Annotated in this window: 21 protein-coding genes; 11 read left to right on the top strand and 10 right to left on the bottom strand. The window is 43.9% G+C overall.

Annotated elements, in window-relative coordinates:
* Window positions 1-8: 8 nt before the first annotated feature.
* Entirely contained in the window at window positions 9-1106 is a 1098-nt protein-coding gene (locus ACO067_RS10110) for a vWA domain-containing protein (protein ID WP_421873661.1), read from the bottom strand.
* A gap of 148 nt (window positions 1107-1254) precedes the next feature.
* Here ACO067_RS10110 and ACO067_RS10105 point away from each other — a divergent pair, with 148 nt between their 5' ends.
* Complete coding sequence (locus ACO067_RS10105; protein WP_421873659.1) at window positions 1255-1407, top strand: hypothetical protein; 153 nt, start codon at window positions 1255-1257, stop codon at window positions 1405-1407.
* 8 nt (window positions 1408-1415) lie between these two features.
* On the opposite strand, the gene ACO067_RS10100 is transcribed toward ACO067_RS10105, so the two are convergent.
* From ACO067_RS10100 to ACO067_RS10090, 3 genes are all read right to left on the bottom strand, one after another.
* On the bottom strand, window positions 1416-2030 hold the full coding sequence (locus ACO067_RS10100) for a sterol desaturase family protein (protein ID WP_421873657.1): 615 nt from the start codon (window positions 2028-2030) through the stop codon (window positions 1416-1418).
* Between the two features lie 78 nt (window positions 2031-2108).
* Window positions 2109-3257, bottom strand: coding sequence for an N-acetyl-alpha-D-glucosaminyl L-malate synthase BshA (bshA, locus tag ACO067_RS10095; RefSeq protein WP_421873655.1), 1149 nt, complete (start codon window positions 3255-3257; stop codon window positions 2109-2111).
* A 40-nt stretch (window positions 3258-3297) separates the two neighbouring features.
* Window positions 3298-5667 carry a serine hydrolase domain-containing protein gene (locus tag ACO067_RS10090; RefSeq protein ID WP_421873653.1) on the bottom strand — a complete coding sequence of 790 codons (2370 nt, stop codon included), beginning with the start codon at window positions 5665-5667 and terminating at the stop codon, window positions 3298-3300.
* A 140-nt stretch (window positions 5668-5807) separates the two neighbouring features.
* Here ACO067_RS10090 and ACO067_RS10085 point away from each other — a divergent pair, with 140 nt between their 5' ends.
* From ACO067_RS10085 to ACO067_RS10060, 6 genes are all read left to right on the top strand, one after another.
* The gene (locus ACO067_RS10085) at window positions 5808-6146 is read left to right on the top strand and encodes a hypothetical protein (protein WP_421873651.1); all 339 of its coding nucleotides are present in this window, start codon (window positions 5808-5810) and stop codon (window positions 6144-6146) included.
* Window positions 6146-7984: a DNA mismatch repair endonuclease MutL gene (gene mutL, locus ACO067_RS10080; protein ID WP_421873649.1), complete on the top strand. Its 1839-nt coding sequence runs from the start codon at window positions 6146-6148 to the stop codon at window positions 7982-7984. The genes ACO067_RS10085 and mutL overlap by 1 nt, the downstream gene beginning before the upstream one ends.
* A complete protein-coding gene (locus ACO067_RS10075; protein ID WP_421873647.1) occupies window positions 7981-8775 on the top strand; it encodes a rhomboid family intramembrane serine protease in 795 nt (264 codons plus the stop codon). The genes mutL and ACO067_RS10075 overlap by 4 nt, the downstream gene beginning before the upstream one ends.
* The gene (locus ACO067_RS10070) at window positions 8775-9689 is read left to right on the top strand and encodes a rhomboid family intramembrane serine protease (protein WP_421873645.1); all 915 of its coding nucleotides are present in this window, start codon (window positions 8775-8777) and stop codon (window positions 9687-9689) included. Before ACO067_RS10075 ends, ACO067_RS10070 begins: the two co-directional genes overlap by 1 nt.
* Window positions 9690-9734: 45 nt before the next feature.
* Window positions 9735-11096 carry an NAD(P)H-binding protein gene (locus ACO067_RS10065; protein ID WP_421873643.1) on the top strand — a complete coding sequence of 454 codons (1362 nt, stop codon included), beginning with the start codon at window positions 9735-9737 and terminating at the stop codon, window positions 11094-11096.
* Between the two features lie 93 nt (window positions 11097-11189).
* The gene (locus ACO067_RS10060) at window positions 11190-11807 is read left to right on the top strand and encodes a hypothetical protein (protein WP_421873641.1); all 618 of its coding nucleotides are present in this window, start codon (window positions 11190-11192) and stop codon (window positions 11805-11807) included.
* A gap of 4 nt (window positions 11808-11811) precedes the next feature.
* Here the strand turns inward: ACO067_RS10060 and ACO067_RS10055 are convergent, their stop codons facing one another.
* Entirely contained in the window at window positions 11812-12252 is a 441-nt protein-coding gene (locus ACO067_RS10055; RefSeq protein ID WP_421873639.1) for a hypothetical protein, read from the bottom strand.
* A gap of 34 nt (window positions 12253-12286) precedes the next feature.
* Window positions 12287-13330, bottom strand: a complete 1044-nt coding sequence (gene rlmN, locus ACO067_RS10050; protein WP_421873637.1) for a 23S rRNA (adenine(2503)-C(2))-methyltransferase RlmN — start codon at window positions 13328-13330, stop codon at window positions 12287-12289.
* A gap of 122 nt (window positions 13331-13452) precedes the next feature.
* Between rlmN and ACO067_RS10045 the strand changes: the two genes are divergently transcribed.
* Both ACO067_RS10045 and ACO067_RS10040 read left to right on the top strand, forming a co-directional pair.
* Entirely contained in the window at window positions 13453-14007 is a 555-nt protein-coding gene (locus tag ACO067_RS10045; RefSeq protein WP_421873635.1) for a hypothetical protein, read from the top strand.
* Window positions 14007-14390, top strand: a complete 384-nt coding sequence (locus ACO067_RS10040; RefSeq protein ID WP_421873633.1) for a hypothetical protein — start codon at window positions 14007-14009, stop codon at window positions 14388-14390. The genes ACO067_RS10045 and ACO067_RS10040 overlap by 1 nt, the downstream gene beginning before the upstream one ends.
* Here the strand turns inward: ACO067_RS10040 and ACO067_RS10035 are convergent.
* Genes ACO067_RS10035 through ACO067_RS10020 form a run of 4 tightly spaced genes read right to left on the bottom strand, consistent with a single transcriptional unit; the run spans window position 14368 to window position 21112 of the window.
* Window positions 14368-16479, bottom strand: a complete 2112-nt coding sequence (locus ACO067_RS10035; protein ID WP_421873631.1) for a hypothetical protein — start codon at window positions 16477-16479, stop codon at window positions 14368-14370. The genes ACO067_RS10040 and ACO067_RS10035 overlap by 23 nt on opposite strands.
* Complete coding sequence (locus ACO067_RS10030; RefSeq protein WP_421873629.1) at window positions 16476-17630, bottom strand: DUF4249 domain-containing protein; 1155 nt, start codon at window positions 17628-17630, stop codon at window positions 16476-16478. Before ACO067_RS10030 ends, ACO067_RS10035 begins: the two co-directional genes overlap by 4 nt.
* Window positions 17631-20393, bottom strand: coding sequence for a TonB-dependent receptor (locus ACO067_RS10025; RefSeq protein WP_421873627.1), 2763 nt, complete (start codon window positions 20391-20393; stop codon window positions 17631-17633).
* A complete protein-coding gene (locus tag ACO067_RS10020) occupies window positions 20390-21112 on the bottom strand; it encodes a hypothetical protein (RefSeq protein ID WP_421873625.1) in 723 nt (240 codons plus the stop codon). Before ACO067_RS10020 ends, ACO067_RS10025 begins: the two co-directional genes overlap by 4 nt.
* 132 nt (window positions 21113-21244) lie before the next feature.
* Here ACO067_RS10020 and ACO067_RS10015 point away from each other — a divergent pair, with 132 nt between their 5' ends.
* Together ACO067_RS10015 and ACO067_RS10010 are read left to right on the top strand one after the other, a co-directional pair.
* A complete protein-coding gene (locus ACO067_RS10015) occupies window positions 21245-21760 on the top strand; it encodes a TRAP transporter small permease subunit (RefSeq protein ID WP_421873623.1) in 516 nt (171 codons plus the stop codon).
* Complete coding sequence (locus ACO067_RS10010; RefSeq protein WP_421873621.1) at window positions 21757-23058, top strand: TRAP transporter large permease; 1302 nt, start codon at window positions 21757-21759, stop codon at window positions 23056-23058. Before ACO067_RS10015 ends, ACO067_RS10010 begins: the two co-directional genes overlap by 4 nt.
* Window positions 23059-23064 lie beyond the last annotated feature (6 nt).

The raw sequence follows: 23064 nt of genomic DNA, 5'->3' as shown, positions 1-23064 counted from the left end.
GATTCCCTCTAGAGGTTTTTTCTGCGATTTCTTCTATAATCTTCAAATACCAGATTACCAAGTCCTTTGAGACTGCTGTAGTATGCATTGCCATTATTTACTTCGGTAAACTCTCTCACAAACTGCTGTAAGTATGGATCTGAGGCAATCATGAACGTGGTAATTGGGATATTAATTCGGCGACACTGTGCTGCCAGGTTTAAGGTTTTGTTGAGAATTTTTGGGTCTAGCCCAAAACTGTTCTTATAATATTTGATTCCTTGTTTCAGACAAGTTGGCTTACCATCTGTAATCATGAAGATCTGCTTGTTCTTGTTTTTTCTCCTTCTAAGCAGATCCATGGCAAGTTCTAGTCCTGCCACGGTATTGGTGTGATATGGTCCCACACTTAAGTAAGGCAAATCCTTGATTTCTATCTGCCAGGCATCGTTACCGAAGACAATAACATCCAATGTGTCTTTTGGGTATTTTTTGGTGATCATTTCTGCCAGTGCCATGGCTACTTTCTTGGCTGGCGTTATTCGATCTTCTCCATAGAGTATCATGGAGTGACTAATATCGATCATTAGTACGGTGGATGTTTGGGTTTTTACTTCACGCTCTCGCACCTCCAGGTCGCTTTCAGTGAGTGTAAAATCTCCAAACCCATGATTGATTTGGGCATTGCGAATGCTTTCAGTCAGTTCGATTTGCTCTGGACTATCTCCAAACTGGAATTCCCGAAAATCAGCGCTAAGCTCCTCGCCCCGGCCCGAGTGGTTGGTCTGGTGATCACCTCGACCTGATTTTCTTAGTTTACCAAATATCTCCTCCAGAGCGCTCTTGCGTATGGACTGTTCACTTTTAGCTGTTAGTTTGAACTCACCACCAGGGGTTTTGTCAGTGACATACCCTTTTGATTTTAGATCTTCTATGAAGTCTCCAATACCATAGTCCTCATTGGAGATGTTATACTCTTTATCCAGATTGGTGAGCCAGCTGAGTGCTTCACTCACATCTCCTGAGGTGATGACCATCAACTGCAGGAAAATATTGAGCAAATTATCGAAGGTGTTTTGCTCAGGGTTCTTTTCTGGAATGAATTCTGTAAATCGGTTTCCAATCATGTTGTGGTCTTTGGTCTTAGTAAACTAAAAAATACCAAGAATGATTTCCACTTTTTCAGGATTGATGGAGATTTTTATTCGATTGGGCTGATAAGAATCTGCGTAAGTAAAAATTTCATTTTAAATTGGACTTATACCAACTAAAGTTATGCCTGGACACAAGCCTATATTCGCTTCACTGGTGGTCGATCTCTACACATTTTTGAGAGATAGCTTATACAAGGCACTATTGGAGCCCGCCTCCGCATCAAAGAGACGAGCCAAACGCATGAAGAAAAATAAGAAAAAAGCAGAGGAATGACTCTCTGATTATTTCTTTGGCATGGTGCGGAATATTACATCCCAAAATGGAGATGACACTCCGAATGCGTTGTGTGGATCTTTGTAATGGTGGATACCATGATGTACCCACAGTACTTTAAAGAAATTCTTTGGTGGCTTAAATGCATGAACCATGTAATGGACCCATAGGTAAGATGCATAGCCCATCAAGAAGCCAGGGAGAAAGCCAAAAACAAAATTGCCCATGATCACCCAGTAAATCCCAAAGAACAAGGCACTGAGAATCAAACTAAGTGGTGGTGGCATGGCCAACCGATCTTTGTCTTTTGGGTAATCATGATGCACACCGTGCACTGTATAAGCAAACTTTTCTTGTTTTTCAGTCTTCGGCTGTAAGTGAAAAACAAATCGGTGCATGATGTATTCGATCAAAGTGAACGTCAGCAATCCACCTAGAAACAACAAAGGGGCATTGATTGCATTGATGTAACCATGCTGAAAGCCATAGATTAGCAATCCCGTGGAGATCACTCCAAATAAAACTAACGGTATGGCAATGTGAGTTCTTGTTAGTTTTTCAAGAATGGGATTTTGAAATAGCGCTTTAGTGCCTTTAGTGTGCGGTTTATTCTTGAGTTCCATACTGATTGAAAAATTCTATTAGTTGCCTAAGCTTTAAGTGCTGCAAAGTTAAACGGAAAAACCCGAAATCTAGATGATTCAAGCAATGGTTGAGATGCTATTTTTAACATTCTCCATTGTTTGTTGGTAAAATTTAACATAAATGGGCAAGATATTGGACACATCGAAATCCTTCGCTCGATTCAGTGCGCCTTGTTTAAACTTGGCCAAATTTGCTTCATCCAGAATATGGATGGCCTTGTTAGCCATGTCTTCCACATCCCCAACATCACAAACAAACCCAGAAGTTCCATCAAGGTTGAGTTCTGGTAATCCACCCGCATTAGAGGAGATTACTGGTACTTCGCAAGCCATCGCTTCCAGGGCAGCTAACCCAAAGCTTTCTTTTTCTGAAGTCATCAAAAACAAATCGGCCACCGAGAGTACTTCTTCCACAGCTTCTAACTTACCGAGGAAGCGCACATCGTCGTGATTGCATAGTTTACGACAAAGCTCCTCCATTGGGTAGCGCTCAGGTCCATCTCCCACCATCAGTAGTTTAGCGGGTAGGACCTTTCTTATTCTGTTAAACACCTCAATTACATCCTGTACTCGTTTTACTTTTCGGAAGTTGGAGGTATGCACTACCAATCGCTCACCTTTTGGGCAGATGGCTGTCTTAAAATGATCCTTCTTCTGTTTTTTGAATCGCTCCAGATCTATGAAGTTAGGGATCACCTCAATATGCTGGGTGATGTCAAAGTGGTCTTTGGTATCTTTTTTCAAGTCATCGGAAACGGCCGTTACCCCATCAGATTGGTTGATGGAAAACGTTACGACAGGTTCGTAGGTAGCATCCTTACCCACAAGGGTGATGTCCGTACCATGAAGTGTGGTGATGACAGGAATGGTAATGCCTTTCGTTTTGAGGATCTGCTTGGCCATATAGGCTGCAGAAGCATGAGGTATGGCATAGTGAACATGTAAAATATCTATTTTTTCATGCTCTACTACATCGACCATTTTACTGGCCAACGCCAACTCGTAAGGAGGATAGTCAAACAGTGGATAAGACTTTACGTTTACCTCATGGTAGTACAAATTTTCACTGAAGAAATCTAACCTCGTGGGTTGGGAGTAGGTGATAAAGTGGATCTGGTGACCAGCTTTAGCAAGTGCCTTGCCCAATTCTGTGGCTACCACACCACTACCACCATAAGTGGGATAACAAACTATGCCTATTTTCATAACTCTTGCAAAAGTAAACCTGCATGGTTTCCTTTTGTTCTCAATTCATCCATTTCGCTAACAATGCCTCGTAGACGACATCTTGAATTCTTGTACGGATGTTGCGCCGAATAAGTTGGTAGTTATTCGAATTTGGATGAATCCGGTTGGATAGGAAGACAAACAATAAATCATAAGCCGGATCAGCCCATACCATAGTGCCCGTAAATCCTGTGTGTCCAAAACTGTGCTCAGACGAGAGAATCGACGCATTGCCTACCCTTACGTCTGGCTTATCCCAGCCTAATGCTCTTCGGTTGTTCTGGTAAAACTTTTGATTGAAATATGCCACAGTCTCGGGCTTCAGGTATTGAGTACCTGAATAGGTGCCATCTTGAATGATCGTTTGGAGCAGGATCAGTAGCTCATGCGCATTCGCAAACAATCCAGCATGTCCTGCCACGCCACCAAAGACTGCAGCATTCCGGTCATGCACTTCCCCCCAGACCAGCTCGTCTCTGAAGTAGTAGTCATGTTCAGTAGGGGCTATTTCAAACATCTCAAATCCCTGCTGCAGCGGATTGAAGGTTAGCCGCTTGAGTCCCATTGGACCGTAAAAACTCCTTTGCAGATAGCTATCCATAGGTTCCCGGGTAATGGTTTCTACCACCTCATGGAGGATCATAAAGCCAATATCACTGTAAGCATAAGAAGGTATGCTGTCAAACTGCAGAAGTGGTGAATGCACAATCCAGCTTTTCAGTGAGTCCAGAAGCATTTGATCTGGCTTTAATCCGTAGCTGCGTTTGTCATTTTTCAGATCCTCTTCTGTCTCGTAAACAAACGCTTCCACAAAATCCCCATTCAGTGCTTTTTGCCAAAAAGGCACATATGGTTTCAAGCCAGCATTGTGAGATAATAATGCCCTGACCGTAATGAAGTTCTTGTTGGACTTGGTGTAGTTGGGTAAATATTGATCGATGGTAGCGTCCAGGTCCAGCAACCCGTCTTCGTACAGTTTCATGGTGGCAAGTAGTGTGGCGGTTACTTTGGTGACAGATGCCAGGTCATATAGGGTAGATCGCTGAACAGGTATCAGGCTGTCATAAGTTAGGTATCCATAGGCCTCCTCCAAGACTATGGAGCCATCCACTGCTATGGCCAATTGTGCACCGGGCGTACTTCCTGAATTGATGGCTTCCTGCACGATTTCCTCAATCCGCTCTCGTGCTTTACGGTCCAGGCCGGTCATCTCCGCTGGAGCATAGCCGAGTTTTTTTAAACCAGCTAATGGGACGTTTTGGAAGCCGGACAAATAGGCTTCCTCAACGGGCAGTACTCCACTGGCTCCATGTGATCCGAACAGTTGCTGTGGCAGCAGATAACTGTATATGTCACTGTCTATGCTGTAGATCAGTGCTGCATCTACCTGATCCACAATCTGAACGAGGTTAGTACGCTCTCCGGCAAAAATGACCTCCCGGTCAGTCAGGTCAATTTCAGATGGGAAGAATGCATCATTGTCGATGATAACAGCTGCCCCACTCCTGGCAATGTCCTCATATTCGGTGATGACAAAGCTGTATTTGCGGAGCATGTTGGACATTTCTCCATAAGGCTCATTGGTAAGGAAACAAACCGTGTCTAACTGTAGGGGGAGTATTGGCTTTTTAGACAAAGCAATCACCGATTCGCGACCAATCTCTACTGCTAGTTTTTGGGGAAGGGCAACTTGCTGGTGTGGAAGATCATGCAGTGCGTTGAATAGGTTTTGTTTGATCCTTTGGTCAAGTGCCACCTCATCCATTAGCCGATCAGCATATTTTGGCAATTTTTTGGATACTGACGAGCGATAGGCTTCAGGAATTACCCAAAAGGTGTTTTTGTCGAGCAGCTCGGCCACCTGTTTTCTCCGTTTGGTTTCTTCGAATGAGAGCGAGTTTTTTTCAATAAAAAAAGAGGGATCATGGGCATGCATCTTTCGGATCAACAAGTTAATCCGGTCGTACTGACCTTCACTGGGGAGGATAAGGTAGTCAATGTTGTGACCTTTGGAGTAGCTCTTTAAGAAGTGAAAATAGGTGCTCAGTAACTCCTCATTTGTAAGCGATGATAGCGTAAACATGTCAGGCAGATTTTGGCTGTCTGCCGTGAAGGGGTTCAATCGCTCATCGAGCTGAACAGCGATTGTTTTGTCATAATCTTCAGGTTCATGACGAAGTGGCTGATCAAAGTAGTAACCTCCAAATTCTGTTTTTTGAAGATCCTGATGGTCATCTGGAGCTACCCAGATGAGCTGACTGACCTTCTGAAAATCCGACATCTCTGAATACAGACTATCCACCCTGGACCAGGCAAAGTTGCCTGCGCCAAAGCCCACAGTCAGGCTAAGGGAACTAATCAAGTACAAAATATTTTTCAAGAAATGCATTGTGTCAAATTAATTTAACTTTGTCAGACTCTGTAGTCAGTCGGTTAAAATATCGGTTGATCAAAGGAAATTTCCCATTAAATGACTCGTTTTACAGGTCAATCTGTTGGAAATTGATGTTTAACCCTTAACAGAAGCTTATGAAATTCCCTTCTATCATCAAAACAGCACGTTACAGAAGGTTCGAAATGGAACCGCGCTACTACGATCCGATCAAAGAAGAGATTGAAGAGAGGACAGAACGTATCAAACGTGAGATATCTGGGGAATATAGCGGAGAATACACTGGTGCTCGCATCTCGTTTGACCGCAAAACCAGGAAGACAGCCAATACCTCAATGTTGCAATTGCTCATTGCGGCAATTTTGGGGTCTGGAGTGGTTGGCTGGTTGTATTTCGGCAATGAGGTATTTTATGCCTTATGGTTAGGGGTGCCTGCATATCTCTATTTCAGGTTCAGAAAACCCCGACGAGATTAATGGAAGATATTGTCCACCTACTGCCGGATAGTATCGCCAATCAGATAGCTGCCGGTGAGGTCGTCCAACGCCCGGCTTCCGTAGTAAAAGAACTTCTAGAAAATAGCATTGATGCAGGCGCCACTGAAATCAAATTAGTGGTCAAAGACGCCGGTAAGGCACTTGTGCAGGTAATTGACAATGGTAAAGGAATGAGCGTGACAGATGCCCGAATGAGTTTTGAGCGTCATGCCACTTCTAAAATCCGTACAGCAGAGGACCTATTCAAGATTCGTACGATGGGCTTTCGTGGAGAGGCACTGGCTTCCATAGCTGCCGTGGCACAGGTGGAGATGAAAACCAAGCGTGGTGATGATGAGCTTGGTACACTGCTGCAGGTGGAGGCTTCCGAGATCAAAAAACAAGAACCAACGGCTACCAAGGATGGGACGTCCATTAGCGTGAAAAACCTTTTTTACAATGTACCTGCCCGAAGGAATTTTTTGAAGTCAAATCCCGTGGAGCTACGTCACATTACGGATGAATTTCAACGAGTGGCACTGGCCAATGCTGAGGTAAATATGACCCTGCTCAATAATGATCTGGAAATGCATCAGTTGGACGCCGGAAAGCTCAGCAAACGGATTGTTCAGCTGTTTGGTCGAAACTATCAGCAGCAATTGATCCCGTGCCAGGAGGAGACGCCACATGTGAAGGTGGAAGGATATGTAGGCAAACCAGAATATGCGAAAAAGACTCGTGGGGAGCAGTTTTTCTTTGTGAACGGACGATACATTAGAAATAATTATCTGAACCATGCCGTCAATACCGCCTTCCAAGGTCTTTTAAAAGAGGATTACTATCCATTCTATGTGCTGTTTATAGAGATGGACCCACTCCATGTAGATATCAACGTGCACCCGACAAAAACGGAGGTCAAATTTGATGATGATCGCATGCTCTATGGGATCATCAATTCATCGGTAAAGCAGGCGTTGGGTTCGTTTAATGTAACGCCTTCTCTGGATTTCAATACAGATGTGAACTTCGAGCAGTTTACCAGTCCGGATCGATCAACAAGCTATTCACAAACATCCAGCACCAAAGACAATCAATACGCCCAGTTCAAAAACATTGATGCCAAGCGCGACATGGCCAAAAACTGGGAGTCGCTGTATGATTTTGCTCGGAAAGAAGATATTATACCGGATGATCAGTTAGAGCAGGAAATGCCGAGTCCTACCGTAACATTCAGTAGCCGCATAGATGATGAAGTAGATGAGGACCAGTTAATGCCAAGCAAGATCTATCGTCTGCACAATCGCTACCTGATCAGGCAGGTAAAATCCGGGATGACTATTATTGATGAGCGCGCGGCTTTTGAGCGGATTTTGTTTGAACGATACGATGCACGACTAAAATCCGACAAGGGGGCATCACAGAGTACGCTCTTCCCTCAGCAGATTTCTCTAAACCCATCTGATTATTCACTCGTTATGGAGATAAAATCTGAGATCCAACAGTTGGGGTTTGAGTTTGAGGAGATGGGGCAGCACATGATTGTGATCCAGGGTGTACCTGCAGAACTGTCCAACTGTAATGAGAAAGAAATATTTGAGGAACTTTTGGAGCAGTATAAGTTTAACCGCAGAGAGTTAGGACTGCATCAAAAAGATAATTTGTGTAGAAGTTTGGCAAAACGAACGGCAGCCATCAAATGTAAGAGCATGGGAGATCAGGAAGCAGAACAGCTGATCGACCAGCTGTTTGCCTGCAAGCAGCCCAACTACACACCGGACGGTAGTCCGACCTATAAATTAATTAGTTTAGACAAAATAAAAAGCTGGTTTAGCTCATGATGCGATTAACGCCAATGGTGAAAAACATCCTACTGATCAATGTAGTGATTTTCATCATTCAATCTTTTTTGAACCTTCCACTTGAGCACTTTGGCGGCTTGCGAGTTGTGTTTTCTGACGAGTTCGCTCCTTATCAGTTTCTCACTTACATGTGGCTTCATGCAAATTTTGGACACATTCTGGGAAACATGTTTGCGGTCTTCATCTTTGGTCCATTACTGGAGCAGGTGTGGGGCCCAAAGCGCTTCCTCACCTTTTACCTGATTTGCGGAATTGGAGCGGGAGTGCTGTTTGGTGTGGCAGATTTCTTTGAAAAGAATCAGATCAGGCAGGATTACAATTCCTTCGTGGAAAACCCCGATCCGGGTGCTTTTGAGATGTTTATAGTGGAGTATAAGGTCAGTAGCCAACACACGCAGATGCTTGCAGAGTTTTCTGAGCAGTACTATGACTCCCCAAATAGCAGGTCTTATCAAGATCAGGCCCTTCAGTTTGTCAATCAGATCTACCACTTGTATGTAGATGGTGTTATGGTTGGTGCCTCGGGAGCCGTGTTTGGTATTTTGATGGCATTCGGGATGCTATTTCCAAACACTCAACTGTTTTTGTTGTTTCCTCCCATACCGATTAAAGCCAAATATTTAGTTCTCTTTTATGGACTATATGAACTTTATAGCGAATTTAGTAGGATGCCAGGGGATAATGTGGCGCACCTTGCACACCTTGGTGGGATGTTGATTGCCTACATTCTGCTCAAGATGTGGAAAGAAGATAGAAGACGCTTTTACTGATGAACAATAGCATACTGGACGATTTTAAAAATGCCTGGAACAAACCGAATAATGCACCAGCCCAGCTGATCATTATTAATGTGATCATTTTCCTTGTATTAGGAGTTTTGATGGTGGTGAGTCGTGTGTCTGGGATTGATCCAGTTTTTCAGGCTGTGTACAATCAGTTCTCCATTCCTCCCATGATTGGAGATTTTATTCTTCGTCCCTGGACCATCATTACATATGCTTTCGCCCATAGTCTGACCGGGATATTTCACATACTATTCAACATGCTGATATTCTACTGGTTCAGTAAATTGATCCTGGAGTTTTTAGGGAACAACCGGGTTATCAGTATCTATGTGCTTGGTGCTTTGGCCGGTGGTCTGGCCTATTTGATGGTCTATAATTTGATTCCTTTTTATCAGGAGCAGGCTCCGGCTATCAGCGGCATGGTAGGCGCTTCTGCAGCTGTATATGCCATAGTAGTCGCGGCGGCAGTTTTTATGCCCAACTATACCTTCTTCCTGTTATTTCTAGGTCCTGTTAGGATCAAATATATTGCTGCTTTTTATGTAGTGATTTCATTTCTGGGAAGTGTGGGAGGTAATGCCGGAGGTAACATTGCCCACCTGGGTGGAGCACTGATGGGGTGGCTGTTCATAGCTCAGCTTCGCAATGGCAATGATCTCGGTGCATGGGTCATTGGTTTCATCAACTGGGTCAAAAGCTTTTTTGTGGCTACACCAAAAATCAAGGTCACCCACCGATCAGCTCCTAAAAAATCCAAACCACGTAGTAAATCATCTGGAAGTTCTTCCAAAACGGAGCAGGAAGAGATTGATGCCATTCTGGACAAAATATCTCACTCGGGATACGATAGCCTTACCAAAGAGGAGAAGCAAAAACTCTTCAATGCGAGTAAGAAATAAGCCCAATCACATTAAACTTATCCCTTAACAGTCGGTTTCGTTCACATGAAACCAAAGGTGTTCATTGCCGGAGCTACCGGATTTATCGGTCGGTGGTTCATCGAGCGCTTCTCTGATAAGTATGAGATCATAGCCCTGAGCCGGCGTGAAATGAAATCATCCCTACGTGATGGTGTGGAGTGGCGCAAGGTGGATATGTACTCTGTTTCCAGCACAATTAAGGCATTGGAGGGAGCTGATTTTGCTTTGTATCTGGTACACTCGATGCAGCCATCTACCCGACTGAATCAGGGAACCTTTGATGATACGGACCTACTCCTTGCTGATAATTTTTCCAGGGCAAGTGAACTTGTGGGAATCAAGCAAATCGTATTTATTGGTGGTATTCTCCCAAAAGAAAAAAGTAAATATTCGCGGCATCTGAGGAGTCGCTATGAAGTGGAACAAACGCTAGGAGCACGAAAACCTGCACTCACGGCACTAAGAGCTGGAATAATAGTCGGGCCTGGGGGCTCTTCTTTTCAGATTGTTGAAAAGCTGGTACAGCGTTTACCAGCCATGCTGTGTCCAGAGTGGACCAAATCCGAAACACAGCCCATTGCACTTAGAGATGTCCTAACGATCATCGACCATTGTATTGGAAACGGAGAGACTTACGGCCAGGCCATGGAAATAGGAGGAAGTGAGAAAACTACCTACATGGGAATGCTCAAGAAAACAGCCTCAATTCTTGGGAAAAGACGACCCATTGTTTCCGTTCCTTTTTTTTCTCTGGGATTGTCCAAGCTTTGGGTGGCACTGTTTTCAGATAGCAGTACCACGTTTGTGTCACCTCTGATTGAGAGTCTCCGCCATACCATGACCGTGAGTCCACATCCACTTATTGAGCGGCTAGATCTTCAGTACATGACCTTCGAGGAATCGGTACATGAGGTGTTGGCACAGCGGGATCACTTACCCAAAATGCCCCATGGCACCGCTTCCAGAAGGATCAAAAACACGGTGAGAAGTGTACAACGGTTGCCCAACAGGTCAGGAATGAATGCCATAGAGGTGTCAGAAGAATACCTCCGGTGGCTACCCAAATCATTTGGGTCATTGATTCGGGTAGCAGAAGAAGGAGAGTTTGTTAGTTTTTGTCTTTTGGGGAAGTCACTTTTGAAACTGCAGTATGTTCGTGACCGCAGTGATGAGAAGCGCCAACTGTTCTTTATTGTTGGCGGAATGTTAGCCAAGCGTACCGATTATGGTTGGTTGGAATTTAGATCTGTACTGGATGGCCAATATGTCATTGCGGCTATCCATGAGTTTGTTCCCAGACTACCGTGGTTTGTCTACATCAATACTCAGGCATTACTTCATCTATGGGTGATGAAACGGTTTGGCAAACATTTGGCAAGGATGTAAAAGTAAATCATTAAATTTAGTGGGAGCTTCCAGTATGATCAAATGACCAGGGTCCTTCTACTTTTTGTACTGCTATCAATGGTTGGTTGCAGTGTGTCGCGCCAAACTTGTTCAGATCTGTATTCCTCTAAGCAGGAAAAACTACCTTTTAAGTATCGCCGTGTCACCAATGCTTCACAGCGAGTGCCGCAGAAGGGAGATGAGCTTGTGGCCAGCAATATTGCTTTGGATACTACTGCATTGGAGATACCTTTTGTGGCAAGTATTACTCCGGAGGCATCGTTAATCAAAGAATTATCACCAGTCAAAAAGGCTGAAATCAGTAAGCTCATTGAACAAGTTAATGATGAGGAAGTACTGAAGGTTGAGCATAAACCACAAGGCAAGATTTCTAAAAAGGACCTGAGGAAGAGTCTCAGGCGGGCAGTTAAGGATTCTAAGCAGCTGGGCGATGATCCAGAAACTTTGCGAAAAGCCAAGACTTTGGGGTTGATCTCATTTATTTCCGCTATTGGCAGTTTTCTTTTCTTTCCACTCTGTATAGTGGGTTTGGTAACAGGTATTCTTTCACTTAAAAAATACGAGAAGCTTCAAAGCAAGGAACAGCGTGTGTTGGCAATTCTAGGGGTAGTCTTCAGTGGCCTTTATCTATTACTACTATTGATTCTTATTGTTGTACTTGTGTACTGGTACAGTTCAGGATGGTCATAAATGATTATTGGCAGAGCACTTTATATACCAGGTAACCCAGCACCAGAGTCCTGATAGACCAGCAGACGGTTCGCCACCAGTTGATGTTTACCAGTTTTGCTATAAGATCAGTATCCAATCCGTTATGCAGTAATTGGTTGTGGGCCGGGATAGCCCAGAAGGCAGTGTTCAGCCAAATCACAGCTAGAAGTGCCAGCGATAGATAGTAAATCCACGTGGCGCCAATATCCTTCAGATAGAATAATAATCCGAGTGAAAGGAATAGTTCGAGGAGCATGGAGGGTGCCACAATATAGCTAATGGTGCGCATGTGAAACTCCTGATAAACCCGATAAGCATCTTTACCTACCTGGGCAAACCCAGGATAATGGACCAATTGTACCAGCCATACCAAACCGGTGTTGAAGGCAGTAAGGATTAGTGCTAAGGTGAGTATTGCTTTCATGAAGCAAGAAACACTTGTACACAGATTTTGTTGATCAGGCCGCTTTATTCTTATTAGCTAGCTGTCCGCAAGCGGCATCAATGTCCTTCCCTCTGCTCCGGCGTACGTTCACGATTATGCCATTCTTTTTCAGATGATCTGCAAACTTATCCAGTCGGTCAGCTTCCGTGTTTTTAAAATTGGCTTCTGAGATTGGATTGTACTCGATGATGTTCACTTTGGAGGGGATTTGCTTAGCAAACTTGAGCAGCTTCTCAGCATCCTCTATGGTGTCATTGAAGTTGTAAAATAGAATGTATTCGAAAGTGATCTTGTTTCTGCTCTTGTCGTAGAAGTACAGCAATGCCTCTTTCAGTGCTTCTAGTGTGTTGGTTTCATTGATGGGCATGATCTGGTTTCGCTTGGTGTCATCTGCGGCATGTAACGACAGGGCAAGATTGAACTTTACTTCATCATCAGCCAGCTTTTTGATCATTTTGGCGATACCTGCTGTGGAGACTGTGATTCGTTTTGGAGACATGTTCAAGCCATCTTCAGCCGTGATTCTGTCTATTCCCTCCAGGACGTTTTTATAGTTAAGTAAAGGTTCGCCCATTCCCATGAATACGATGTTGGACAATGGGAGATTAAAGGATTTTTTAGCCTGACTATCAATCGCTACGACCTGGTCATAGATTTCACCCGCTTCCAGGTTGCGTTTGCGATCCATGTATCCTGTGGCACAAAACTTACAGCTGAGTGAACAACCCACCTGTGACGATACACAAGCTGTCATCCGGTCATCTGCCGGGATCAGTACTCCCTCTATCAATTCATCATCAAATAATTTGAAGGCAGATTTGATGGTGCCATCGGATGATTTTTGCTCTGTGGCTATGGAAATCGGACGAATTTCGAACTCTGCCTGCAGCTTTTCCCGTAAAGATTTGGAGAGATTGGTCATCTCGTCAAACGATCGGGCAGACTTTTGCCAAAGCCACTCCCAAACCTGACGTGCTCTGAAGGCTTTTTCCCCTTCGTGGGTAAAGTATTCGGTGAGCTTTTCGAGATTGAGTTTACGAATGTCCTTTTTTTCCATGACGCAAAGTTAAGTCCAATTTATACACTAACAATAATTCGTCTATTCTGCTACTTTTATCACTCAGATTTGGTTTTGGCCCGATTTATGGTGGTTGATAATCAAGCACTTGCCTAAATACTATGAAGACTTTCCTATTAAGCAACTTGATGGTCATTTGGTTCCTACCGGTTATTGGTCAGACCTCTGACTGGGATGAATACACCCCAAGACCGGCTGGTTATCTCTCCTTACGCAACGATCTCAACCACGAAGACTATCTACTTGGCATGGAGCTGGGCATGGTCAATGCGAAAAGAAATATCGTTGGATTTGTGACGTTTGATGCACGGCCTTACCGGAAGAAAATATTGGAATACCAGGGAAATAATCTTTTTTATCAATGGAGAGAGGAGCGCTTTTTCATTGGAGCTGGTGCGGAATACTTCAAAGGGTTTGAACGAGTCCCACTGGCTGGGTTTGTGCAGCTCAATGGAGTATATACCTGGGGCCGATATGCTGGAACCGAAAGCCGGCCAGATAATGGATGGGAAATTGTGCCCCGGATAGGTGTCGCACTTGATTTGAAGGGCTATGGATGGTTGAAAATGGGGTATTCTTACCTCGATGCTCGTTCTTACAGACTGAGCAAGCACCATCTTTACCTTGCAATTACTGGCTTTTTAACGGGAGATTGATGAAAAACATACTAATTGGATTACTTCTAGTATTACTGACTACACTTTCAGCTTGTGATGACGGCTTGTGTGATTGTGATAGAGGACCATTCTTTGGGGAACTCCAAGTCAAGCTCACCATCAATGATGACAATCCTGAGGTATTATTGACCATTATGGAGGGAAATATTGAGTCAGCAGACACGGTCATTTCTGAATACGTCAATGAAAAGAATGTGTACTACGATTTAGAGGCGGACCGGTATTACTCTGCAGTGGTCACCTACAACCAAGGAATCAGGAGAATAACAGCAGTGGATGGAAAGAGGATGCGGTTGACTGATGATGACTGTGGGTGTGACTATGCCAAAGATATCACGCTTAATTTGAGGTTGGCGAACTAGTAACAACTGTGAAGGTCCTCCTTATGGATACTGGCTGGCCATCATCAGAAAATCCCTCTATGGAAATCATGTAATCACCTTCCAAATCTGATGTGTAAAACTCTAGCTGTACGTTACCATTTACCCTTAAGTTTGGATTCCAGTACAATGTGCTCCGATAATCAGGTGAAGTAGTTTTTTGCTCTTCATAGTTTGGAAATACATAGTTCCGAGTAGGCTCCACATGTTGATAGCTGAACGCTACGGAGTTGGCATCAGGCTGATAACCATACAAATCACCTGTAAAAGTCTCAAAGGACACGAGCCCATCAGCCACTAAACTTCCGAGAAATAACCGATTTTGATCAATTGCTATTCTTTTGATTTTATATGGACTGAAGCTGAGGATTTTCTCAGGAGTAGTAGGTAAGCCATCAATTAGAATCAAAGGAGGTAGGTCTGTGGCAAGTAGGTGTTTTGGGAGTACTCTGAGCTTGGATCTGTTCTTGTTTTGACGTGCAACTACCTCTGGGATGTACTCCACAAAATGTGCGTTCATTTCGGGAAATCTATTGAACTCATCCAATTCATATTTTTTGTCAAATTCACCAAACTGATATGGTAGTATGGGTTGGGTGATAGAGTTGCCTGGTGGTCGGTAGTAGGCATTTTCTATTTGATTGTTGACGCTTCTTTCGGCAAGTTCTTCAGCTTTGGCAGAATCCAGAATCACTTCAGGAAAAGTGAGGTCATCGAATTGGGAGATAAATGGATCCTCTATCGTTACACTAAATGTACTGTCACTATCCAAGAGGCTTAAATAGGCATCTTTATCCGCATACATTGCCTCAATCTGGATATCAATTTTGCCGGTTTCAGAGACGCTTGCGGTTCTTAATTGGTAGGTGGTGTCTATTGTGGAAAAGAGCACTGTCTGACCTGCATGAGTCTTACTTGTCTGGGCTGAGATGATCTCTCCACGGATTTCTGGAAGGTGGCTGACCTCAGAAGGCAACTTGTCTACTCCCCGCCAGTTAAGAACTTGTCCAGTTTGAGATGTTCTATTGTACCATCCTGTTTCTTTACTCGTTGGCAGGTCTGTTTCATTGGTTGGGGCCACTGATACGGAAAATCTTCCACTAATACTAATTGGGACACTTACTTTTGATCTGGTAGCAAAGGTGCCAGTGGAAGTAGGAGCAGTCTGAGGACTGGCAGTACTGAAAACCTGTGAGGAATTGCCGAATGCCGCCAGGTAGGGACCATCACCAGGTAGCAGATCTTTTGAGATTCGAAAGGCTTCGTTGGTGGGATGTTCCTGCTCCAGGATTTTCTTGGTACCGTTATATATCTGCAGCACCCCGCTGGGATCATTTTCACTCATCAAAATCATCTGGAAAAACCCAGGATATTCGGTGATAGAAATGCCTGAGGGGACAAATGTCAGCGGCAGGTTGATGAACTCAAACTCTTTTTGGTCATTTTCTACAATCAACTGGTAACTGCTCCCTCGTTTCGGTATCAGCGAAAATGACGCAAGTCCAAACTTATCAGAAGTAAAATCAGCAACTTTACTTCCTGTTTCATCTACTATCCTTCCTGTGATTTCCAGAGGTTTCCCATCTTTTGTAATAGAGGCTTTAAGGTCATTAGGGTGATTGGCCACTACCCGCTCATTCATTAAGCTAACAGTGATACCAGTAGATGAAGGGATGTCATATTCTTCGAATGGATTGATGATAGTAACCGGCATGCTGAAGTAACTATCAAAGTTTTTCATCCATCGAGTGTAGGCCACAAGCTGGTAAGTGCCAGTGGAGATCAGTGTGGGCACAAAGAATTCGCCATGGGCTTTACCACTCGTTAGCTTAAGCTTGTGTTGAAATACACGCTGATTTTCTGCTCCGATCAATTCCACATAGACGAGCGTACTTAACTCGGAAGGAGTTCCGGCATTCATTTGATTGACGTACGCAGCATAATACATTGTCTCCCCTGATAGCAAATAGTTACTATTCGTATGGACAAATACTTCCTCTCTTATTGTTTCGGTTTGTCCGAAACAAAAAAGGGATAGTGTCAGCAATATGGTGCTTAGGCTAAACCTCATTCTTCCCAATAGTTTGGAGGTGTGGTGTCGGCATAAAAAGAACAGTCGGTACAGCTAATACTTTGGATTTGCACCTCGTTCAGGAATGGATCGTACGAAAAAACATTACCTCCTTGCCTGACATAATAAAGAGCGCTATCGGCTGATGTGACAATCGTTAGACTGTAGTGACAGGCGTAAGGAAATCTGGGTCGATCAAACTGTTCGTCCAGGTCTTCGTCGTTGAAGAATGCCCGTTTTTTGGAGACTCCAGCCGCCTCGAAGTAGCCAAGTACGTTTTCACCAGAGTTGCTGGTACTGCTGATATTCCCTATTACCGTACCGTTTTGCTGATCAAATAGTGATCCTCCAGATTCGTTGTTTTCGTCAAGTTGTTTGTAAAAAAGATAGGCGGATTCATTGATAGCATACTGCTTTACCAGAATACTATATCGGACCCTTAGCTGTTGCTGCTCATCAGATAAATAGCGAATAGGAAACTCGACCATTCGATTGACTGTGGAGTTATTGGTGGTGCCATAGATGAGTTCAGTAGAAAATCCCTCTTTGTAGCAAATCCCGATACTCGTATCCATCAAAACCAACATCGAATCATCGGTCACCATATAGCGAGCCGGGTACGGTGTTTCAATCTTGTAACCCTCCTCCCACGAATACCGATAGTATGCGTGATCACTTGTTTCAGAGTCTATGAAAAACTGAATGCCTCCGGTATTTTGATCCCCTGCGCTGTTGGCCTGTTCGGTGTATTTTCCATAGACCGCATCAATGGCCGGAGCAGCCTGTAGTAATTCCGAACTGGATTCATAAGCAGACCCATCTGGCAGCTCAATATGGAGCTGGTAGGTCTGCCCCACCTGTCCTGCAAATGCTTCCGGAGATTGATAAAAACCACCCTCTATCTGAACAAAAGGAGTCCTGACCCCATTGCCATCCTCCACCCACACGGTGGCCCCACTCACGAACTCGTTCAGCAAGGTATCCAATGGATAGGTATAGGTGATGGAGATTCGATGAGGGCCTTGCTCATCGGATATTTGACCTTCTATGACCAGTACCCTGTCAAAGTTGTCCGGATCAAAATCATACGGCTTAACGCAGGATAGCGCCAGACCCAGGATCAAAGGTGCGATATAGTTGGTAAGACGCATCTAGAACTTAAAATTATAGCTAAGTGTAGGTATTGGATCTCCAAAAACTACGAGTTGAGAACCTTTTATCTCTCCATCTTTTACATCAAAAAACACAGAAAATGGATTGTCTCGGCCGGTCAGGTTGTAAATAGACAATGACCAAAACGAATGTGAAAGCTTTTGAATTTTGTGATTCCCTTCCAGGTTGATCCCTAGATCCAGACGGAAGTAATCTGGTATTCGGTAAGAGTTTCTATCTGAGAAATGAATGTTTTGAGAACCCATGAAGTTAAAACCGGCTACAGGTATGGTTACCGGGCGCCCGCTGTTGTAGGTGGTGTTGATGGAAAAGCTGATGCGTCTGGTCAGCTTGTAGTTGGCCACCAGATTAACTGTATGAGGCTTATCATAGGCCGTAGGGAAGAACAATCCATTATTGACTGTTTCTTCGGCAGAGTTACCATCCAGTTGGATAAACGTACGGGCATAGGCATAATTGATCCAGCCATTGAGTCTCCCGGACTTGTTCAGTGACACCTCCAGTCCATAGGATTTGCCGGGGCCTTGAAGTGTTACCCGTTCTATGTTGGCATTGAGCAGGTAGTCCGCGCCTGTCTTAAAGTCTACGAGATTCTGCATCCATTTGTAGTAGCCTTCCACCGAGATTTCAACTGTGTTTCTGAACAGGTTTTTGAAATAACCAAGTGAAAACTGATCTGCCGTTTGTGGTTGGAGGTAGGTTCCTGATAGTCGCCAGGTGTCTGTAGGCGATAGCGATGCGGAGTTGGACAAGCTGTGAATGTACTGACGTGTCCGACTAATTCCAGCTTTCACAGAGCTGGTTGGGTCCAGGGTATATCTTGCAGAAAATCGCCACTCTGGCCCGTGGTAGGTTTTGATGATGGCTCCAGATGTATAGCTGGAGGAGTCAGTTAGCGTTTCACCATTTTTTGGACTGTTTGGTAGATAATTGTACACTGTCTTAGGGCCCAGTTCATTGAACACTCCATATCTTAGTCCTCCATATATGAGTAAATCTTCATGAGCCTGATATTGTGCAGAAGCGAATATGGCAGATTCTAATCCTTGTTCTGTTTCCAATATGACCGGTTTGACAATAGACTCATCACTCAATGGAGATTTGCTGCCCGGATTGATGTGGTAATACTTGCTACTGATTCCACCTTTTAGGGTCAGATCTTCTGTTGGGTAATAATCTACTTCAGCATTGATAGATCCTTCATTGAGACCAAAATCCTGCTTAAATCCATTGGGTATCGACTCATCATAGGTGATGGCGTAGTTATATCTGCTGAAGGTGCCAGAAACTTTGCTTTCCAGTACAGTGGAGATTTCTCGATCCCAGCTAATGGAGGAAGCAAAGTTGGTATAGCCAAAATTGGAAAACGAGAACAGCGTATCTGAAGAGAGTCTGAAATTATCGCTGCTTAGATAACTGGAGAAAGTGAGTTCATTTTTATCATCAATGCTGTGATCCACTTTGGCAATCACGTCGTAAAAAGAAACTTTGTTTTCGCTAAAAGAAGCGCTCTTGGCACGCTTGAGTATCCAGTTGGAATAGGTGGTTCTGCCGGAGAGCAGTAAGCTGGTCTTTTCCTCCTGAAGCGGAACTTCAAAAGTCAATTTGGTCGTGATTGGGCTGATCCCCCCTTCACCTTTGAAGGATGTTTTGCTAGGTGCTTTGGTTGATATTTCAAAAATGGAGGAGAGTCTTCCTCCGTATTTGGCTGGAATGCCACTTTTGTACAGCTCCATGTTTTGAATGGCGTCTGAGTTGAAAACAGAGAAGAATCCAAAAAAGTGACTGGTGTTGTAAATAGGGGCTCCACCAAACAGGGCCAGGTTTTGATCGGTTTTACCTCCTCGCACATTGAAGCCAGATGCTCCTTCGCCCACGTTTTGTACCCCCGCTTTGGTGGTAGCAATTTTCATGATGTCATTTTCTCCAAGTACAATCGGCACGGTTTTCACTTCTTCGGTGCTTATTTTGCTCACGCCCATTTGCACATTGCTGATATTCTTGTCACGATCAGCCTCCACAGTCACTTCTTGCAAAGCAATGATGTCGATCTCCAGTTTCACATCCAGCTTACCATAAGAGAATAAGATGATATTTCGCGTGGTAGTTTTCATTCCATGAAACTGGATGAAGATCTGGTGCTTGCCTGTGGGCAAAGTGAGAGAGTAAAAACCATCTGCATCGGTGGTAGTGCCAATGGTAGGGTTTTGGACATAGACAAATGCTCCTTCTACAGGATCCCCGGACTCTACATCACTGACATATCCGGCCAGTGTGGCATTCTCCGTTTTGTTGGATCGGCTGCCAATTTCAAATACATAGTTTTCCAGATCACTTTGATCGCTCGTTTGATCGGCGTACTCTCTTGAAAAAACAAGGCCTTGCGTAGATTGGGAATTGAGTTTTTTCTTTCGAAAGTTGTTTAAAAAACTTGGCTGATCTATGATGACAACATTGTTTAGCAGAATGTATTTTCCCTGATCCTTGTAATAAGTAAGAGTGGTTTCTGCAAACAACTCATCTAGCGCCTCACTCACTGTAAGTCCAGAAAGCGACTGATTGACGGTCACCGTATCGATCCACTTTTGCTGGTAGAAGAATTCCACTCCGTGTTTTTCAGAAATCTGAGCGAATACCTGGGTTAATGGTTCATTTTCATAGCTTTCTGCTAAGACCAGCTCGGATTGTGCAAACAATGTACACCCCAGGATCAGTAAGCTTACGGTAAGCCAAATTCTCATTGAGTGAGTAGTTTTTGATCGATAAATGCCATCAACTCAACAATATCAGAGTCATTGCCCGGAGCGATTTGAAGGTCTTGATCTTTGATAAAAGATCGAATCTCTGCTTTTTGATCACTAAAGACTCTCAGTACGGAGCCTTTGCGTTTGATTGGATGATAGGATCCATCTAATTGGAAATAGTAAGAGTCATCCTGTTCGAATACGATGGTTCGTTCCACCAGTGTCTTTTTATGCCTTTTAGCAATCACTTTGATGTTCTCGCCAGATGCAATCACCTCAAAGAATCCTGATCGAAATTTATCAATTTGCTCGTCAAAATATTCGAAATGACTACCTCTTAGATTAAATGCTGATACCTGCGATTGGATCGGCTTGATGGCTTGATTGTGGTAGATGTAGGAGGTCGGGTGCCTAATCAGAAGCAAGTCCTGGTCTATGTCATAGCTCATGTATACACTGTCGTAGTGCTGTCCCCTGTAAGTCAGCTGACCTATGTGCCACTCATCGCTGACAAAAAACTGATGTGTGCCTCGTGATATTCGTTTGATTTCTACATATTGTCCGTTAAGAAGCCCAGATTGGTCTAACCCGATTTGACCATCATACCAGCCAGATGCATCTGCTAGCAGCTCCTCCGACTCCAACAAATACTGAGCTTGTATGGCGTTACCTGCCAATATGAACAAGCCCATCAAAATGGTGCTGCTTAATCTCATTGCCGCAAGTATATTGGACAAAAGCCTCAATTGCCATATTATCTATTGTCGATTATACAATAAGTGTAAATATTTTGTACAAATGGTTCCATATTGATTTATAAAAACACAAATTGATAGATTAGCAGTAGAATGAAGTTGGTTGTCAATATCGAAAACAGAATAGATGAGCTGAACCAGGCTGTTGGGAAGGTTACCAGTTGGCTTACGGTCATACTGGTTGGGGTTATCATTTTTGATGTATTTATGCGTTATGCTTTTGCCATTACATCCGCTGCTTCATTCGAGCTGGAGTGGCACTTGTTTGCAGCCATCTTTTTGCTTGCGGCCGGTTGGACATTTCAGCAGGACCGACATGTTCGGGTAGATGTGTTTTACAACAGGTTTTCACCTAAAACGAAAGCATGGGTCAATGGATTGGGGAGTCTCGTTTTGTTGATGCCACTTTGTTACATTGGGGTGACTGAGGGAGCCCAGTTTGCATACAATGCATACGCCCTTAATGAAACAAGTCCCGATCCTGGTGGGTTGCCTGCTCGCTTTGTGATTAAGTCGGCGATTCCCCTTGGGTTTTTACTATTAGGTCTACAGGGAGTTGGTGAAATACTCAAGTCTTTTCGTGCCATTTTATCGGTATCAAAGCCATGATGGAATACCTACCCTTGATACTGTTTGCATTGGTTTTTTTGTTGATCCTTCTTGGGTTTCCGGTAGCTTTTACACTGGGTGGCTTATCCGTTATCGTTGGCATATTCGTTTTTGATGTAGACTTTTTCTACTTGTTGTCGCTAAGGGTGTATGGGACCATGCAGAACTTTGTGCTACTGGCTGTGCCGCTGTTTATCTACATGGGGATCATGCTGGAAAAATCGGGCATAGCAGAACGGCTACTCGAGACCATGGCGCTAATGTTTGGTAGGTTTAGAGGAGGTCTGGCGATTTCCGTCGTGGTAGTAGGAGCTATGCTGGCAGCCTCCACTGGGATTGTTGGTGCCACTGTGGTCACTATGGGTCTTATCTCCTTACCCACTATGCTGAAGCGCGGGTACGGACCCAGACTGAGCACTGGAGTGATAGCGTCCTCAGGCACACTAGGACAGATCATTCCTCCATCGGTAGTGTTGGTTTTGCTCGGTAGTGTACTCAATGTTTCCGTGGGAGATTTGTTTGTAGCAGCTATTCTACCCGGTCTTGGTTTAGTGGCTTGCTATCTATTATATATAGTGGTTTATGCTAAAGTGTTCCCCCAAAAGGCTCCTGCCATGCCATCTGAAGAAATTGCGTCTTTCAGAGCTAAGGGATTTACTCGTGAAGTGGCCAATTCGTTCGTCTTTCCTTTTCTGCTGATATTGGCAGTATTAGGCTCCATTTTTGCAGGCATTGCCTCACCTACGGAAGCGGCAGGTGTCGGTGCCTTCGGAGCGATGGTCCTGACACTGGCTGATGGGAAATTAAATCTCTCCATGCTCAAGGAAGTCATGAAGGAAACCACTTTACTCACCTCTATGGTATTCATGATATTGGTTGGTGCTACTGCTTTTTCTCTGGTCTTCAGAGGATTGGAAGGGGACAAGCTTTTTTTGAGCGTAATTGAAACAGCTGACCTTAGCCCTACAGCATTTCTGCTGTTAGTGATGTTATTAGTTTTTGTAGCTGGATTCTTTATTGATTTTATCGAGATAGTATTCATCATCGTGCCAGTAGTTGCGCCCATAATGGTGGCAATGGATATTGATTTGATTTGGGTAGGTATTCTATTGGCTATTAACCTGCAGACCTCATTTTTAACGCCTCCTTTTGGTTTCGCTCTTTTTTATTTGAAAGGAGTGGCACCTCCGGAAGTCAAAACCATCCATCTCTACCAGGGAGTGATACCTTTCGTAGTTATTCAGTTATTATTTCTGCTCTTACTTTTCATTTTTCCAGATATTGTTTCTTTTTTGTGAGTAGTT

This window comes from Marinoscillum sp. (assembly GCF_965229915.1).
Classification (GTDB): Bacteria; Bacteroidota; Bacteroidia; order Cytophagales; family Cyclobacteriaceae; genus Marinoscillum.
The sequence above is the reverse complement of the archived record's forward strand: the minus strand, read 5'-3'. Positions and strand labels throughout refer to the sequence as shown.